This window comes from Polaribacter sp., assembly GCF_049276715.1.
Lineage (GTDB): Bacteria > Bacteroidota > Bacteroidia > Flavobacteriales > Flavobacteriaceae > Polaribacter.
Genome location: NZ_JBASWY010000028.1, coordinates 79,597 through 96,854, shown reverse-complemented (window position 1 = coordinate 96,854; position 17,258 = coordinate 79,597). Strand labels below are relative to the sequence as shown.

The window sequence follows — 17,258 nt, the reverse complement described above, 5'->3', positions numbered from 1 at the left end:
TGCCAATAATGCCACCAACAGAAGAAGCATCATCCATTTTATTTCCCCAAGAACTTGGCAAGGTAATTTCATAAAAACCAAAGAAAGAAAACGCGAAAAATACCAAAACCACAAAAAAGAAAATATTCAACCAAACATTTGTAGAAATTGTATTTAGAATTTCAGGATCTAAATTGTCTAAAAAATGAAAAGGTAAACTCAATAAAACATAGATAATAACTATAAAAACTCCATATAAAATTGCATTGAAAATACCTTTCTTTTTATTTTTAGATTGTTTTGTGAAAAATGAAACCGTTAAAGGAATCATTGGGAAAACACAAGGTGTTAAAAGTGCTAATAATCCACCAACAAAACCAAGAATAAAGATGCTAAACAAACCATTTGAACTTTCTGAATTTGAATCAGAACTATTGTTTAAAAGTTCCGTGTTTTTTAAATCTAATTTTAGTTGGTTGGTTAATTGTACACTTTTTTCATCAACAGAATTATTTAAAATAATATCTTTTCCTGTAAGTGAAATCGTAAAATTTTCATCGAAATTTATACAGGCAGTTTCACAAACTTGCCCATAAAATCCTAATTTAACTTGAGTAATTGTTTTATTGATTAACTGAATTCTTTGTGTAATAATTGCCTTGTCTTTAAAAACAATTTCTTCTAATTCCCAAACATCAGAATATTTTTTAAACGTATCTTTTTCAATTGCTTTACCAATTAATTTATAGCCAAATTCTCCTTCTGAAACGCTAATTTCTAGGGGTAAAGAAGCATCTTCAGGATTGTATTGAGAGTATAAATACCAACCTTTGTAGAGTTTTGCGCTAAAAATAATATCATACTCTGTGTTGGATATTTTTTTTACAGAAGTTTCTATTTTTATAGGCTCATCTGCAGTTTGTGCTTTTAAACTTAAAGTTGATAAAAGGATAAAAAAAATGATCAATTTTTTCATTATAAAGCTCTAATTTTTAAATAATTTTTTGTTGCTATGTTTGATGAAAATCGTCTGTCTTGTCTGTAATTTACAACCCAAACAATTTCGTTATCTGCATTACAAAGTAACCAAGTATTTTCTTTTTCTAAAAGTGAAAATTTTTCATCTTTAAAAAATTTACTCAACTTTTTTTTGCCTTCCATCTTTGTAGGATAAAGATAATCTCCATTTTCCCATTTTCTAACAATTAGAGGGTACTTTAACAAATCTTTATCAACATAAATGGTTTGTTTATTCTCTGCTAATTTTTGCTCAACTTCTTCAAAAGTTAAATGTATAGGGTTTTTTATTTCATATGTATCTTCTTTAATTTCCAATGTAATTTCGACTATAGTCGAGAAATCTCTTTTCGATAAAATCAGAAAATCTCTATCTTTTAATAAACGATGTGTATTCGAAAAAACTTGTTTTCCAGATTGTGCAGTAAGCAAGTCGTAAACATCATTCCATTCTGTAAAATTGTACTCTTTTAAAAGTTGATACAAATACGCTTTCGGATTTAATAATTGTTGTATTTTATTGATGCTTAATTTTGTAATTCCGAGTGCAGTCGAGAAATCTTTCTGAATAATATTTTCAGAAACATTATAAATTCTATCCTCAATAATTTGCTGACTTTCCTGCAAATTCTCCATCGTTTTTTCAAATGATGATAACAAACTTGGATTTATTTCTTTTAAAACAGGAATTACTTGATGCCTAATCTTATTTCTGGTGTATTTTGTAGAAGCGTTGCTTGCATCTTCTCTCCATTCAATATTATTCTTTTGAGCATATTCTAAAATTTCTTCTCTAGAAAAAGGCAACAAAGGGCGAACAATATTTCCATTTATTTTCGGAATTCCTGTAAAACCATCTAAACCTGAACCTCTGGTTAAATTAATTAAAAAGGTTTCCAAATTATCATCTGCATGATGTGCTGTTAAAATATAATCAAAATCATGTTCTTTAACTAATTCTTGAAACCAGTTGTAACGCAATTCTCTAGCAGCAATTTGTGTAGAAAGTTTGTGTTCTTTTGCAAAATTATTTGTATCAAATAATTTTATAAAAATCTGATTAGACGTTTTTTGTGATAATTTATTTACAAATTTTTCATCCAAATCACTTTCTTTTCCACGTAAATTAAAATTACAATGAGCCAAAGAAATATCAAATTTTAAAGTCGATAAAAGATAATGTAAAACAACGGAATCCAATCCACCAGAAATGGCAATTAATAGTCTTTTATCCTTTAAAAAAGGAAAATTATTTACAATATGAGTATTAAATTTCTGAAGCATTTATACTATTAAAAAAAGTAAATTATAGTTGAGTATTTAACCAATCTATAATATCTTGGAAAACTTCTTCAGCACACAAATCATTATGTAATTCATGATATCCACCCTGATAGAGTTTTAAAGTTGCTTTTTTTGTTTTATTTGAGAACTCTTCTATAGCTTTATAATCTATAATTTTATCATCTGTACCATGCAAAAGTAACATAGGTGTTTTTAAATTTGATGCATTTTCTAAAGCCCATTTGCCAGTTTCTATAAAGGTCAATCCGAAGTTGGGGCTAATTTTATCATGTATTAAAGGGTCGTCTTTGTACTTATTTACTTCAGTATCAATTCTAGAGATTCCAGTAGCATCTAAACCACTTGGCATTGTTGTAGTAGGTGCAATTTTTTGCAGAATTTTACCTGCAAATAGCTTCAGCTTTGGGGGCTCAAAAGCTAGTTTTAAAAAAGCACCAGTAGCAATTCCTCCTTTAATATTGTGTTTTTTTCTTAATAGGTAATTAAAAACAACATTACCCCCTAAAGAATGTCCATACAAGAAAATAGGCTTGTTTTCAAAAATTGTAGTTGCTTTTTCAATAGTTTTAGAAACACTTTCTAAAACAGCTTCAAAACTAGGATTATGCCCTCTTTTGCCTTCGGTTTTTCCATGACCAAAATGATCGAAAGCCACAACAGAATAGTGGTTGATAGTTAATTTTTTTGCAACATGCACATATCTGGTTGAATGTTCTCCCATTCCATGAACCAAAACAATTACTGCTTTAGTTTCTTTGGCTTTCCAATATTGACCGAAAAATTCGGTTTTGTAAATGTTGAAATGAAATTCGTCGTGTGTCATATTTTGGGATGCTAATTAGTTATTTTAATATCGTCAGAAGTATTTTGCTGTCTGTCTTTTCCTAAAGAAATGAGTGTGTAATTTAAGGAATCTTTTGAGATTCTATAAATAAATTCATTTTTCCAATAATCTAAAGTAATATTTTTTCTTAAAGGATTATTTCTGATAATTTCATTCAAAGAAACAGGGTATTTTCCAAATTCTTTTTTTTCTGCTTCAAGTATCTCAGAGATTTCATTTAATTTCTTTTTTGTTTTTAATTCAAATTCATTTTTTGATACAAAGGAAAAAAAGATAAAAGCTGATATCAAAAAAATTATAGAAAAAACAACAAAAGGTTTTGTCATTGGATGCCAAACAATACTTTTTGGAAGGTTGTTTTCTTTTTCAAACTTTCTTCTTTTTTTTATTTGAAACCAATGTTTAATATCTAAATAAAGTTCTAAAATACAACCAATGAACTCAGCCATTTTTATGATTTTTTAACCAAATTCTAATTTCTTTTCTAAGAGATTGTTCTGGTTTTGGTAAAGGAATTGTTTTTCCAAATTGTTTACTTCTGTTAAATTTAGAAAAAGTTACTTTTAGCTGTTTCCATTCATCAGCATACATTTCCAGAAATTTATTGAACATAGTTTGTTCAGTTGGTTTCTCTTTTAAAGCATTAAAAACAAGTTGAAATTTCTCTTCTTGATTGATGATCATTTTGTAAATATATAGAAACCTATTCATAATTCAGTAAAACAAAACGCATCGCTTTTGCTTTTAATAAACACTCTTCATATTCTTTTTCTGGACTCGATTTTGCAGTAATTGCGCCTCCAACAGAATACGAAATATACTTTTTTTCTTCGTTATAAAGTATGCTTCTAATCACCACATTAAAATCGAAATCGCCTCCAGGCGCAAAATAACCAACAGTTCCAGAATACAAACCACGTTTTGTTTCCTCTAAATTTTCTATGATTTTCATAGCAGAAACTTTTGGAGCTCCAGTCATACTTCCCATTGGAAAAGTACTTTGTAAAACATCAATAGGATGCGTGTTTTCATCAATTTCAGAAACCACAGTAGAAATCATTTGATGCACTTGTTTAAAAGAATATACTTTGCATAATTCCTCTACTTTTACAGAACCTTTTTTGGCTGTTTTAGATAAATCGTTTCTTACCAAATCTACAATCATTACATTTTCAGAACGTTCTTTAATATCTCTAGCTAAATTAGAGGCAATATTGTCATCATCAATTTTACTGCGTAAACGTTTTGCAGTGCCTTTTATAGGTTGAGAAATTATCTTGTTACCTTCTTTTTTTAAATACCTTTCAGGTGAAGCAGACAATAAATATTGATGTTCCATTTTTAGAAAAACAGCAAAAGGAGGTTCAGAAATTTTGTTTAAATGTTGGTAAACTTCTAATGGATTTATTGTTGAATTTTCTGCATAAAATTCCTGACAAAAATTAGCTTCGTAAATATCTCCTCTTTTTATGTGTTCTAAAACCTTGTTTACTTTTTGTTTGTATTTGTCTTTATGAATTCTGAGTTTTATTTTGATGTCACTTTTAGATTCTTGGATTGTTAGATTTCTGGATTTATGGATTTCTTCAAAATCACTTTCTATCTCATCATCAACCATTTTTAAATACCGAAACTCAACAGAATTCCCTTTGATAAAAAACAACTTCTGAGGTTGAAAAAAATACAAATCAGCAAAACCCAAACCATCAAAATTTTTTGATGAAAGTTGCTCAATATCATTTTTAACATCATAAGAAATGTAGCCAAAAATATAATCTTTTGTAAGGGTTTGATATTCTTTTAATTTCTCGAAAGCATTAAAATAATCGGTTTTTATTGAAGTGAATTCCTCAACAGCCAAAGCACAATCAAAACTAGAATATTGTTGTTTGTAATTATTAGAGTCTAACCAAATAACAGTTTCGAATTGTTGTGACCAAGACAATAAATTTTGTTTAAAATCCTTGATATTATCAACTGAAAAAGATTTGGTAGTTCTTTGCATTTTTTAAGCAAAAAAACCTCACAGGTTTTTAAAACCTGTGAGGTCTAAATATATTTTAAAGTTTATTAAGCATTCAATGGTTTTCCATCCCAAGCAGCTTTAGCAGCTTCTTTTACAGCCTCAGAATATGTTGGATGACCATGACAAATTCTGGCTAAATCTTCAGCAGATGCTCTATACTCCATTGCAACTGCAGCTTCCATAATTAAATCTGCAACTCTTGCACCCACCATATGAACACCTAAAATTTCATCGGTTTTTTTATCTGCTAAAACTTTAACAAAACCATCTAAATCTCCACTTGCTCTAGATCTTCCCAAAGCACGCATCGAAAATTTACCAGCTTTATAATCAATCTTAGCAGCTTTTAATTCTTCTTCAGTTTTGCCAACAGCAGCAGCTTCTGGCCAAGTATACACAATACCAGGAATTAAATTATAATTGATATGTGGTTTTTCGCCAGCTAAATATTCTGCAACCACAACACCTTCTTCTTCTGCTTTGTGAGCTAACATAGCACCTTTTACAACATCGCCAATGGCATAAATATTTTTGATATTAGTTTGTAAATGGTCATTTATTTCTACTTGTCCACGTTCATTTACTTTTACCCCAACTTTTTCTAAACCTAACCCTTCTGTATACGCTTTTCTTCCTACAGAAACCAAGCAATAATCTCCAGAAAACTCAATTTCTCTATCTTTTTTATCAGTAGCTTTTACAACAATAGTATCGTTATTTCTGGTTACTGAAGTTACTTTATGACTGGTCGCAAAATTAATACCTTGTTTTTTAAACACTTTTTGTAATTCTTTAGAAACATCAGCATCCATTCCAGGTACAATTTTATCCATGTATTCGATTACAGTAACTTCTGCACCCAAACGTTTGTAAACAGAACCCAATTCTAACCCAATTACTCCACCACCAATAACTAGTAAATCTTTTGGAACTTCTTTTAGTTTTAGGGCTTCTGTAGAGGTTATAATTCTATCTTTATCAATGGTAATAAAAGGTAAAGTTGATGGTTTTGAGCCAGTTGCAATGATGATGTTTGTCCCTTCTATTACTTCAGATGAACCATCGTTTTTAGAGATTTTTACATGAGTAGCATCTTCAAAAGAACCCAAACCTTCAAAAACATCAATCTTGTTTTTGTCCATTAAATATTTAATTCCACCTGTGGTTGTTTCTACAACATTCGCTTTTCTTGCAACCATTTTTGTGAAATCGAAACTTGGTTTTTCAACAGAAATTCCATGTTCTTCAAAATGATGAACAGCATCGTAAAAATGATGAGAAGAATCTAATAATGCTTTCGATGGAATGCATCCAACATTTAAACAAGTTCCTCCTAAAGTTGAGTATTTTTCAATAATAGCTACTTTTTTACCTAATTGTGACGCTCTAATTGCAGAGATATATCCTCCAGGACCAGAACCAATAACAATAATATCGTATTTCATAATGTGTTTAATGGAAAATTAAACAACAAAAATAAGGATAATTTAGAGAATATTCTTCAAATTATGTAGATTTACCTTTTGATAATTTATAAACTTTATCTGATGAAAATAGTTAAGAAAATAGGTCTTGTAGTATTGTTGATTTTTATTATTGCTCAATTTTTTAGACCCGAAAAAAATGATGGAAATATAAATACTGTAAATGCTTTTGTGGCAGAAACAAATCCGTCTGAAGAAGTATTGAATATTATGAAAACAAGTTGTTTTGATTGCCATTCTTCTAAAACAAATTATCCTTGGTATAACAATATTACTCCTGTAAACTATTGGCTAGAAGACCATATTGCAGACGGAAAAAAACATTTAGACTTTTCGAAATGGAGTGAATATTCTTTAAAGAAAAAAGAACACAAAATGGATGAATTGCATGAAGAAGTGGAGAAAAAAGAAATGCCTTTAGATTCATATACTTGGGTGCATTCTGAGGCAAATTTAACACCAGAACAAATTGATGCTATTGTTACTTGGGGTAAAAAAGTACAAGGAGAGTATAAAAAACAAATGGCTTTAGAATAGTTGATTTCGCAAAATGTTTTAATTATTGGATCAGTTTGGGTTGAGCCCAATTCTTCTGCTGCAGGAAGCAGAATGTTGCAATTTATTGAATTATTTTTAAAACAACACTGGAAAGTAACTTTTGTATCAGCTTCTCAAAAATCTGAGAAAGCTGTGAACTTAAATTCTTTAAATGTTGATGAAGTTCTTATTGAATTGAATTCAGCTTCTTTTGATGATTTTATTCTAAAATTAGACCCAACTATCGTTGTTTTTGATCGTTTTATGACAGAAGAACAATTTGGTTGGCGAGTTGCAGAACATTGCCCAAATGCATTGCGAATTTTAGATACAGAAGATTTACACTTTTTACGAAAAGTTCGTCATCAACAGTTAAAAAAAGAAGAAGAATTTACAAACGAAGCTTTATTAAAGTCTGATGATACAAAAAGAGAAATCGCTTCCATTTTAAGATGCGATTTGTCTTTAATTATTTCTACTTATGAAATGGATTTGCTAAAATCCGTTTTTAAAATTGATGAAAAAATTCTGTATTACTTGCCTTTTTTGTTGGATAAGATTGATAAAAATCACATAAAAAAATGGAATCCTTTCGAAGAAAGAACTAATTTTATTTTTATCGGTAACTTCTTTCACAAACCAAATGTGGATGCTGTGATCACTTTAAAAGAAGAAATTTGGAGTGAAATAAGAGAATATTTGCCTAATGTTGAAGTTCATATTTATGGTGCGTATGTAAATCAGCAAATACAAGAATTACACAATAAAAAAGAAGGCTTTATTATTAAAGGTTTTGCAGAAAATGCCAAAGAAGTTATTGAAAACTCCAGAGTACTATTAGCGCCTTTGCGTTTTGGAGCAGGTATAAAAGGTAAACTAACAGAAGCCATGATTTGTGGAACACCAAGTGTTACCACTACAATTGGTGCAGAAGGAATGTCTGAAAGTATTTTATGGAGTGGTTTTATAGAAGACAATTTTTCTGACTTTGCTCTGATGTCTGCAGAATTGTATAGAAATAAAAATACGTGGAAACACTATCAAGAAACAGGTGTAGAAATCATTAATCATATATATGATAAGGAAAAGTTGAGTACTCCTGTTATAAACCAAATTATTGTACTTCAGCAAAACTTAGAACAACATAGAACTCAGAATTTTTTAGGAAACTTGTTACAACATCAAACTTTACAAGCTACAAAGTTTATGAGTAAATGGATTGAAGAGAAGAATGGTAACTAGCATTACAGTTTGTAGCTTTTTCACTATCAAATTTAGTTTTTGAATAGAAATTATCATCAGCTTAATAATAAATATAACTTGCATATATTAAGTGTCTTAAAATTAAGTTTTCACATAAAACGATTAGAAATTTCACCCTTGTATTTTACTCTTGTTAATTTTATTATAATAGGTTTGTAAAGTAAAAGCGTATAAATTATAATCATCTTTATTTTTATGGTTATTAGGGAAAGTTGTGATACAAAAGAAAAAGAAATTTAATTACATTAATTTAAATCATTTGAAAGATGGAATTTATTTAATTAAATTAGTTACTTCAAGAGGAATTGTTTCAAAAAGAATCATAAAAAATTAATTCTAATTATTAGAATATATTTTTTACTTTTTCAAGTAGCTCCTCTTTATTTTTTATGGTAAATTTTAAATAAAGATTTCTTATATGCGTTTTTACTGTGTTTTTAGAAATAAATAATTTTTCTGCAATTATTTCGGTCGATGAATTTTCAATTAAATTTTTTAATACATCTACTTCTCTTATGGTTAAAGGCGCAATCGTATGCTCGTTTTGAGATAAAAAAACAAAGTAGGGGTCTAAATTATTTGGTTTTATTTTTAATTTAAGCATAATAAGAGCAGCTTCTACTTCTGCATTTTGAAAAGGTTTACTCAAGTATGCAGCTGGCGCTAATTTTGCGGCTTCATTTATGGTAAAACTATCTTGGTTCGCGGTTAAGAAAATAAAGGGTTTGCGTTTTTTTTTAATCTCTTTAGCTACATCCAAACCTGTTAGTTTTCCAGATAGTAAAATATCTACAATTGCCACATCAAAATTCCAATTAGGTTCATTTAAAAAATCTTCTGCATTGTAATATGTCTCAACAACTGTATATCCTAATGATGAAATAATTTTTTTTAGATGCATTAAAGCAAACATTTCATCTTCAATTATAATTACTTTATTCAACATCTTTAAACAAAAATTTATAGGTTCCTGGATCTCTATCTACAGTAAAATCTTCTCCTTTAATCCTTTCAACTAATTGATTTAATAAAATACCTCCTTTATTTATTTTATTCGAATTTAAGTGAGGGGAATTATCTGAATATAAAAATCGGAATTTGTTTAAATGTTCTGTTATTTGAATTGTAACATTTTTAATTTCCGATAAATTATGCTCTAAAGTGTTAGCCAATAGTTCATTTAAAATTAAGCCAAAATATACAATTCGTTCGCTCTCTATTTTAATAGGAAAAATATTGCTTTTTATAACTAAATTGCTAGAATTCATTTTTGTATATAAGTAAATTATTTCGTTAAAATAAGTGTCTATATGAACAAATTGATTGTGAATATCTGCATATAAATGTTTATGCAGAACACCCACTGTTTGTATTTTACTGCTAATTTTATGTAATGTTTTAGTTTGTTGTTTGTCTAAGTTTTCACTAGAATAATCTACCATAGATAAAATCATTTGTAGGTTGTTTTTAATTCTATGGTTGCTTTCAGTCATTAAAAGCTCAAATTTTTTATTACTGATTTCTAAACTTTTCGCAATTTTATTTTTTTTGGAATAGAGGATAAAAACAATAATAGTTAAAACAGTAAAAACAATGATAAATAGTAATAGTATTTGGTTAAATTGTTTTTGTTTAGATAAATTTAGGACATTAATCATTAAATCATTTTCGGCAGTTAAAGCTTTACTTTTAAATTTATCCGTTTCCAAATTAACTCTGTAATAAGATAATTCTAAATTAGTACGCGCATTTAAAAGTTGATAAGCAGCTTGTTTTTCTTTAGTTACATATTTATAATAAGTTATAGAATCTTTTTCTGCTAAATATCTACCAGCTATATTTCTATATAAAGTTTGCTCAGTTCCATACCAATTATTATTTTTTACTAAGTCTAACAGTTCTTTAGAAATGGCATCTGCCTCTATAAACTTTTTTTCAATAGTTTTAATTTTAAGCAGGTGACACATAACTACTACATAGTTATTTTCATCATTTATTTGTTTAAAAAGTTTTGCAGACCTGATTAAATAGGGTTTAGCTTCTTCAAATTTTCCGCTATTTAGAATAGAGAAACCTAGTTCATTACTCATTGCAGCCTCCTCAGCATAGAAGTTGTTTTCTTTAGAAATTTTAAGCCCTGTACTTAAATATTTTTTTATAGAATCTTCTGGAGACCTTCCAGGATACTCTCCTCCTTCTGCATACAATGCAGCCATTCTTCCTAATTTGTAAGCATGAATTTTTGGATAATTTTTTGAGTTTTTTAGTTTTTCTAGTATTTCAATTCCTTTTTTATGGTCAGCAGTTCTTCGCATCATTTCACCTAAAAAAACACTCGATTCCAAATATTCTTTTTCAAGATTATTTTTTTTAGCGAGTTCTATAGCCTTATTTAACTCGATAATACTTTTAGAAAATAAGCTTAGTTTATTTAATTCTTTGGCGCGTTCAAAATAAGTTTCAAAATTTGCTATTGAATTTTCTTGAGAAAATGTGTTTACCGCAAAAAGTATTGCAAAAAACAAATAGTTTAATTTTAGTTTAATTTTTAAGAAGCCAATATTTTGAATCAAAAGAAAAGTAATTTTTGAATTACTTTGAAAGGAACGAATATTAATAGAACAAAAAAAATAATAAAGGGTGATATTTGTAATCCTCGAATAAAACGGATTATTTGTTAAGATTATTTTTTAAAAAGTTTATTGCAACAGTAAAAAATACAATCCTAAAAATGCAGGGGTAAATTAAATAGAATGTAAAATAGTTTTCAGTAAAAAAGCGAACTAAATTATTGCTTACTCAGAAATATCTTTAGGGTCATAATCTAAAGGTAATGAATCTCCGAATTTTTCATAAGACCAATATCCTTCAAAAAAAACTTCTAAAGGGTTTACTAAAACACCGCTTTTGTCTAGAATACTATTTTTTTTGAACGGAACTAAACTTGAGGTTTGTGGCAAAGGATCTCGTTTTTTACTAAAAGCGTTTCTAGTAATGTAACCTATTTCTTCTTTTTCTTTAGTGTAAACAACGCTTAAATTATTGTCAAAAGAAAGATAGAAAGTATTGTTTTTAACACCAATAATATCTTCTTTTTTTAAATTTGATTTGTACAAATAATCATTAAATTTAGGCAGTCTTGCTTTTTTTACAATAACTAAAGCAGAATCTACTGCATTTTTTGGAGTTTCAATTTCTAAAGAAAAATCAATAGAACTTCTACTTAACTTAATTAATTCTCTCGCATTTTTAATTTCATCTTCAGAAGGTCTTTCTGGGTTTGGAACTCTTTTAAACTGATTCACGATAAACCCTTCATCCTTAAAAGTGTTTTTTATAACAGATTTAAAAAAATGGAGATTAGAACCATTATATGCTTTTTGTCTATTCTCTTTCCAACGTTTTTGCTTCTTTTTACCCCCTTTTAATTCTTTGTAGCGAGTGTAACCTAAAAATGTTACAAAGTCTTTACCTCTTTCAAAACCCTCCAATTCGTAAATAATTGAATACCCTAAACTCTTATGCTTTAGCTCTAAAGGTTTTCTGGCAAAAGCTGTTAAAGAGTTTTCTTTTTGATTAAATTCAAAATATAAAACTTCCGGATTTAAAATTTCACAATCTTTCGAAAGTTCTGTAATCCCTATAAATTCTTGTTTAAATACGTATAAATTATTTTTCCATGTATCATCATAAACTATTTTTTTGATGATGACTTCATTCAACACATTTTCATCTTCCTCTAAAACAAAAACTAATGGTTTTATATAAGTTGATGTGTTTAGGACATAATTAATTTTTTTGAATCCTAAATAAGAGACAATCAATTCATATTGCCCTTCTTTAACAGAAATTAAAAATTCGCCTTTTTCGTTCGTTGTTGTGCCTAACATAGTGTTGTTTAAATACACAGCAACATTTTCTAATGGCTTATTTTCGAAATAGACAGTACCTGTGATATCAATTTGTGATGAAATCGAAATCGAAAAGAAAAGTAAAAAAAGAAAAATATTATTTTTCATGAGATAATAAAATACAAATTACAGAATACTTTTCACTAAATTAAACCAGCTCTTTTTAGCAATGCATCTGGCTTAGGTTCTTGTCCTCTAAAACGTTTGTACAATTCCATTGGCTCTTCTGTACCACCTTTAGACAAGACATTTTCTTTAAACTTTGTAGCCACTTCTTTATCGAAAATACCTTTTTCTAAAAAGTATTCAAACGCATCAGCATCTAACACTTCTGCCCATTTGTATGAGTAATAACCTGCAGAATATCCTCCTTGAAAAATATGAGAAAAAGCAGTACTCATGCAATTTTCTTCAACTTCAGGATATAATTTTGTATCTAAAAAAGCTTCGTTTTCAAAATCTTTAATAGAAGTTATTTCTGATGGATTTTCAGAGTGCCATTTCATATCTAACAAACCAAAGCTTAACTGACGTAAGGTTTGCATTCCTTCATGAAAACTTGCAGATTCTTTTATTTTTTCAACATATTTCATTGGTATAATTTCGCCGGTTTTATAATGCTTGGCAAATAGTTCTAAGGCTTCTTTTTCATAACACCAATTCTCGAAAATCTGACTTGGTAATTCCACAAAATCCCAAGAAACAGATGTGCCAGACAAACTATTGTAAGTGGTGTTTGCTAACATTCCATGCAATGCATGCCCAAACTCATGAAATAATGTAGTAACCTCGTTAAATGTTAGTAAAGATGGTTTTGTAGCTGTTGGTTTTGTAAAATTACAAACGATAGAAACGTGAGGTCTTTCGTTAATTCCGTTTTTAATTTGTTGCGATTTATAACTCGTCATCCAAGCACCATTTCTTTTTCCTTTTCTAGGATGATAATCTGCATAAAAAACAGCAATGAAATTTCCATTAGTTTCAGTAACATTATACGTTTTTACATCAGGATGATATTTGTCGATATTAAAAACTTCTTCGAATTTTAAATCGTACAATCTGTTTGCAATTTCGAAAACACCATCAATTACGTTTTCTAGTTTAAAATATGGTTTTAAAATTTCTTGGTCTAAATCGAACAATTCCTTCTTCAGTTTTTCTGCATAATAAGCGCCATCCCATTTTTGAAGTTCATCTATACCATCTAATTTTTTGGCGTATTTCTCTAAATTTTCAAATTCTTTTTTAGCTGTAGGTTTTGCTTTTTTCAATAGATTATTCGAAAATTCAATTACTTTTTCTGGAGAAACAGCCATTCTTTCTTCTAAAACAAAATGAGCATGTGTTTTGTAGCCTAACAAATTCGCTCTTTTCTGACGAAGATTTACAATTTCTAAAACAATTTTTTCGTTATTAAATTCATTGTCTTGAAATGCTTTTTTTCCACCAGCAATTGCCATTTTTTTGCGCAATTCTCTATTGTCTGCATAGGTTAAAAACGGAATGTAGCTTGGGTATTGCAAGGTAAAAACATATCCTCTTTTATCTTGTTCTTTTGCCAATTGATGTGCTGCTTCTTTTACACTTTCTGGCAAACCAGAAACATCTTTTTCCTCAATTAAATGCATTTCAAAAGCATTGGTTTCTGCCAAAACATTTTCGCCAAATTGCAGTGATAATTTAGATAGTTTTGAATCAATTTGTCGAAGTTGAGTTTTATCATCTTCATTTAAATTTGCACCATTTCTTGCAAAACCTTTGTATTGTTTATCCAATAACATTTGCTGTTCTGTATTTAAATCTAAATGCCCTTTAGCATCAAAAACAGCTTTTACTTTTTTAAATAAGTTTTCGTTTAAAGTGATATCGTTTCTAAATTCACTTAACCAAGGAGAAACTTCTTGCGCAATTTTTTGAATTTCATCATTCGTTTCTGCTGAGTTTAAATTAAAAAAAATAGAGGTAATTCTGTTTAGTTTTTCGCCAGTAAAATCTAAAGCAACTGTTGTGTTTTCAAAAGTTGGAGCATCAGAATTGTTAACAATTTCATCAATTTCGGCTTTTGCAATTTCAATTCCTTTTTTAATAGCAGGTTTATAGTGTTCCGCTTCAATTTTAGAAAATGGAGCTGTATTAAATTCTTGTAAAAGTGGGTTCATTTTTAAAACGTGTAATTGTGAAAATGTTTAATCGTGTAATTGCAAAAAAACTCAATTACTTTCTAACTCTCTCAGAAGCTTTTTCAACTTTAAGTTTTAAGCCTTCTTTGTATGCTATTATTTTATCTAGCACACATTTGTCTGATGTTGCAATAATTTGTGCTGCTAAAATACCTGCGTTTTTTGCGCCATCTAAAGCTACAGTTGCAACAGGAACGCCTCCAGGCATTTGTAAAATAGATAGTACAGAATCCCAACCATCTATTGAATTTCTACTTTTTACTGGAACTCCAATTACAGGTAAAGGACTCATACTTGCAACCATTCCTGGTAAATGTGCAGCACCTCCAGCACCAGCAATAATTACTTTTATACCACGTAAATGTGCATTTTTAGAATAATCAAACAATTTTTCTGGAGTTCTGTGAGCGGATACAATATCGACTTCTATTTGGATATCAAAACTCTCTAAAATATCTATTGCTTCTTGCATTATTGGAAGATCTGAATCGCTTCCCATTATTATTCCTATCATCTTTAATTTATTAAATTGATAATTACGTTTATCATCATTTCTTTTTCATTTGGATTGCTTTCTGCAATCATCAAAGTTAAAGCAACAAGTGTGTTATTTGAAATTCTTTTAGAATTATTTTCTCTGTATAGAAAATCATTTTCATACAGGTACCAAACAAATAACCATGCTGCAATTCGTTTATTGCCATCACTAAAAGAATGATTTTTTACAACAAAATATAAAAGATTAGCTGCTTTTTCCTCAATACTTGGATATAAATCTTTTCCATCAAAAGTTTGGTCAATGGTTGCAATTGAACTTTTAAAAGATTCATCTTTTTCGTTACCAAATAATGATGAGCCTCCAAATTTTGTTCTTAATTGATCTATTGCGGATTTAGCTTTCTTATAATCAATTTTATAAGATACAAAATTAGTTACATTTTCTTTTGTTAGTGTTTGATGATCAAAACTATCTAAAATGGCTAATGCAGAAGAATAATCGGATAAAATATCTATTAAATCTTTTGTGTTTTTTGCGAGTTTTGATGCTCTTTGAACAAGTTGAATTGTTTTTTGTAGTTGTTCTAAACGTTTTTCGTTTACAGAATAGCCTTTTGTAAGATGTTCTTTTAAAATATTAGTTGCCCAAATTCTAAATTGAGTTGCAATTTTAGACTTTACTCTATAACCAACAGATATGATAACATCTAAATTATAATGATTTACATCATAAGTTTTTCCATCATTTGCAGTATGTGCAAATTTTGCACATACTGAATCTTGAATAAGTTCTTGCTCTTTAAATATGTTTTTTAAATGCTTTGAAATAACAGTTCTATCTCTTTGAAAAAGTTCTGCAATTTTTTGTTCAGTTGCCCAAAAAGTTTGCTTTTGCTCATCTAAAATAATTTCAAAATCTTTGTTTTCTGATGAAGTTTTAAAAGAAATTATTTTATTCATTTTAAAAAAAATTGATTTATTTACTCTTGGTTTATTTGAGTTTTTAGTACGTTAAAAAATATTCTAAATTAGAATTGGTTAAAAAAATAATTACTCAGAAATAACTCTAATCGTTTCTTTTACTTTTTGTGCAATTTCTCTTGCTTTATCAATATCAGAATTTACAATAGTTACATGTCCCATTTTTCTGAAAGGACGTGTTTCTTTCTTGCCATAAATATGAGGTGTAACACCATCAATTTTTAAAATTTCTTCTATGTTTTTATAAATTACATCCCCAGAAAAACCTTCTTCGCCTACTAAATTTACCATAATTCCTGCAACTTTACTGTCTGTATTTCCTAATGGAAGGTTTAAAATAGATCGTAAATGTTGTTCAAATTGATTGGTATAACTTGCTTCTATAGAATAATGGCCAGAATTATGAGGTCTTGGAGCAACTTCATTTACCAAGATTTTATCATCTATAGTTTGAAACATTTCTACAGCTAAAAGTCCTACAAAATCCAATTCACTCACTACTTTTAAAGCAATTTCTCTTGCTTTTTCGGCTATTTTAAAATCGATTCTAGCAGGGCAAATTACATATTCTACTTGGTTTGCTTCTGGATGAAACTCCATTTCTACAATAGGATACGTTTTAGTTTCACCATTCGCATTTCTAGCAACAATTACTGCCAATTCATTTTTAAAAGGAATTAGTTTTTCTGTAATACATTCTACTTTTGGTAGGTTTTTTAAATCATCAAAATTTCTTACAATTTTTACGCCATTTCCATCATAACCAAAACGTGCTGCTTTCCAAACAAAAGGAAAACTGATAATATCATTCTCATAAGAATGAATTAACTCTTGCAAATATGCATAATGAGAAAATTCTGCAGTTGGTATTTGTTTATCAATATAAAAATTTTTCTGCCTTGCTTTGCTTTGAATAATTCTTAAATCTTTCGGTTTTGGATAAATTGTTAGACCTTCATCTTCTAATTTATCAAGTGCATCTAAATTTACATTTTCTATTTCGATTGTTAATAAATCTACAGTTTTACCAAAGTTGTAAACTGCATCAAAATCTAACAAATCTCCAAGTACAAAAGTGTTGCAGATTTCTGCACAAGGTGCATTTTTAGCATTGTCTAGAATAGATGTATGAATATCAAATTTTTGGGTTTCAGACAATAGCATTCTTCCTAATTGTCCACCACCTAAAACACCTAATTTAAAATTTGAAGAGAAGTAATTTTTCACGTTTAA

16 protein-coding genes and 1 pseudogene are annotated in these 17,258 nt (G+C 28.7%); 3 read left to right on the top strand and 14 right to left on the bottom strand.

Going from position 1 to position 17,258, the window contains the following annotated elements; all coding sequences use genetic code 11:
- From WAO74_RS08465 to lpdA, 7 genes are all read right to left on the bottom strand, one after another.
- On the bottom strand, positions 1–955 hold a 955-nt coding region (locus WAO74_RS08465), incomplete at its 3' end, for a cytochrome c biogenesis protein CcdA (protein ID WP_422161194.1).
- Complete coding sequence (gene tilS, locus WAO74_RS08460; protein ID WP_422161192.1) at positions 955–2,280, bottom strand: tRNA lysidine(34) synthetase TilS; 1,326 nt, start codon at positions 2,278–2,280, stop codon at positions 955–957. The genes tilS and WAO74_RS08465, both read right to left, overlap by 1 nt.
- Before the next feature lie 22 nt (positions 2,281–2,302).
- On the bottom strand, positions 2,303–3,124 hold the full coding sequence (locus tag WAO74_RS08455; protein ID WP_422161190.1) for an alpha/beta hydrolase: 822 nt from the start codon (positions 3,122–3,124) through the stop codon (positions 2,303–2,305).
- An 11-nt stretch (positions 3,125–3,135) separates the two neighbouring features.
- Positions 3,136–3,594, bottom strand: a complete 459-nt coding sequence (locus WAO74_RS08450; RefSeq protein WP_422161189.1) for a type II secretion system protein GspG — start codon at positions 3,592–3,594, stop codon at positions 3,136–3,138.
- Positions 3,587–3,829, bottom strand: coding sequence for a hypothetical protein (locus tag WAO74_RS08445; protein WP_422161187.1), 243 nt, complete (start codon positions 3,827–3,829; stop codon positions 3,587–3,589). The genes WAO74_RS08450 and WAO74_RS08445 overlap by 8 nt, the downstream gene beginning before the upstream one ends.
- Positions 3,830–3,848: 19 nt before the next feature.
- Positions 3,849–5,150, bottom strand: a complete 1,302-nt coding sequence (gene pabB, locus WAO74_RS08440; protein ID WP_422161185.1) for an aminodeoxychorismate synthase component I — start codon at positions 5,148–5,150, stop codon at positions 3,849–3,851.
- Positions 5,151–5,215: 65 nt separating this feature from the next.
- The gene (gene lpdA, locus WAO74_RS08435) at positions 5,216–6,616 is read right to left on the bottom strand and encodes a dihydrolipoyl dehydrogenase (RefSeq protein WP_422161183.1); all 1,401 of its coding nucleotides are present in this window, start codon (positions 6,614–6,616) and stop codon (positions 5,216–5,218) included.
- Between the two features lie 102 nt (positions 6,617–6,718).
- Between lpdA and WAO74_RS08430 the strand changes: the two genes are divergently transcribed.
- From WAO74_RS08430 to WAO74_RS08420, 3 genes and pseudogenes are all read left to right on the top strand, one after another.
- Entirely contained in the window at positions 6,719–7,192 is a 474-nt protein-coding gene (locus tag WAO74_RS08430; RefSeq protein WP_422161182.1) for a heme-binding domain-containing protein, read from the top strand.
- Positions 7,193–8,434, top strand: a complete 1,242-nt coding sequence (locus tag WAO74_RS08425) for a glycosyltransferase family 4 protein (protein WP_422161181.1) — start codon at positions 7,193–7,195, stop codon at positions 8,432–8,434.
- A 232-nt stretch (positions 8,435–8,666) separates the two neighbouring features.
- A pseudogene (locus WAO74_RS08420) lies at positions 8,667–8,789 on the top strand (T9SS type A sorting domain-containing protein); the annotation flags it as partial.
- Between the two features lie 9 nt (positions 8,790–8,798).
- Here the strand turns inward: WAO74_RS08420 and WAO74_RS08415 are convergent.
- From WAO74_RS08415 to WAO74_RS08385, 7 genes are all read right to left on the bottom strand, one after another.
- On the bottom strand, positions 8,799–9,401 hold the full coding sequence (locus WAO74_RS08415) for a response regulator (protein WP_422161179.1): 603 nt from the start codon (positions 9,399–9,401) through the stop codon (positions 8,799–8,801).
- Positions 9,391–11,028, bottom strand: a complete 1,638-nt coding sequence (locus WAO74_RS08410) for a sensor histidine kinase (protein ID WP_422161178.1) — start codon at positions 11,026–11,028, stop codon at positions 9,391–9,393. The genes WAO74_RS08415 and WAO74_RS08410 overlap by 11 nt, the downstream gene beginning before the upstream one ends.
- A gap of 222 nt (positions 11,029–11,250) precedes the next feature.
- Positions 11,251–12,474: a carboxypeptidase-like regulatory domain-containing protein gene (locus tag WAO74_RS08405; RefSeq protein ID WP_422161177.1), complete on the bottom strand. Its 1,224-nt coding sequence runs from the start codon at positions 12,472–12,474 to the stop codon at positions 11,251–11,253.
- A 35-nt stretch (positions 12,475–12,509) separates the two neighbouring features.
- A complete protein-coding gene (locus WAO74_RS08400; RefSeq protein ID WP_422161175.1) occupies positions 12,510–14,525 on the bottom strand; it encodes a M3 family metallopeptidase in 2,016 nt (671 codons plus the stop codon).
- Positions 14,526–14,580: 55 nt separating this feature from the next.
- A complete protein-coding gene (gene purE, locus WAO74_RS08395) occupies positions 14,581–15,060 on the bottom strand; it encodes a 5-(carboxyamino)imidazole ribonucleotide mutase (RefSeq protein ID WP_422161173.1) in 480 nt (159 codons plus the stop codon).
- 2 nt (positions 15,061–15,062) lie between these two features.
- Positions 15,063–16,004 (bottom strand): RhuM family protein, encoded by a 942-nt coding sequence (gene rhuM, locus WAO74_RS08390; RefSeq protein WP_422161172.1) that lies wholly within the window; start codon positions 16,002–16,004, stop codon positions 15,063–15,065.
- Between the two features lie 90 nt (positions 16,005–16,094).
- A complete protein-coding gene (locus WAO74_RS08385) occupies positions 16,095–17,252 on the bottom strand; it encodes a 5-(carboxyamino)imidazole ribonucleotide synthase (protein WP_422161171.1) in 1,158 nt (385 codons plus the stop codon).
- Positions 17,253–17,258 lie beyond the last annotated feature (6 nt).

Bases quoted from the DNA above. Each gene is read 5' to 3' on its own strand.
- purE (WP_422161173.1), bottom strand. From the start codon at position 15,060: ATGATAGGAATAATAATGGGAAGCGATTCAGATCTTCCAATAATGCAA.
- WAO74_RS08405 (WP_422161177.1), bottom strand. From the start codon at position 12,474: ATGAAAAATAATATTTTTCTTTTTTTACTTTTCTTTTCGATTTCGATT.
- WAO74_RS08415 (WP_422161179.1), bottom strand. From the start codon at position 9,401: ATGTTGAATAAAGTAATTATAATTGAAGATGAAATGTTTGCTTTAATG.
- WAO74_RS08445 (WP_422161187.1), bottom strand. From the start codon at position 3,829: ATGATCATCAATCAAGAAGAGAAATTTCAACTTGTTTTTAATGCTTTA.
- WAO74_RS08455 (WP_422161190.1), bottom strand. From the start codon at position 3,124: ATGACACACGACGAATTTCATTTCAACATTTACAAAACCGAATTTTTC.
- lpdA (WP_422161183.1), bottom strand. From the start codon at position 6,616: ATGAAATACGATATTATTGTTATTGGTTCTGGTCCTGGAGGATATATC.
- pabB (WP_422161185.1), bottom strand. From the start codon at position 5,150: ATGCAAAGAACTACCAAATCTTTTTCAGTTGATAATATCAAGGATTTT.
- WAO74_RS08450 (WP_422161189.1), bottom strand. From the start codon at position 3,594: ATGGCTGAGTTCATTGGTTGTATTTTAGAACTTTATTTAGATATTAAA.
- rhuM (WP_422161172.1), bottom strand. From the start codon at position 16,004: ATGAATAAAATAATTTCTTTTAAAACTTCATCAGAAAACAAAGATTTT.
- WAO74_RS08430 (WP_422161182.1), top strand. From the start codon at position 6,719: ATGAAAATAGTTAAGAAAATAGGTCTTGTAGTATTGTTGATTTTTATT.
- tilS (WP_422161192.1), bottom strand. From the start codon at position 2,280: ATGCTTCAGAAATTTAATACTCATATTGTAAATAATTTTCCTTTTTTA.
- WAO74_RS08400 (WP_422161175.1), bottom strand. From the start codon at position 14,525: ATGAACCCACTTTTACAAGAATTTAATACAGCTCCATTTTCTAAAATT.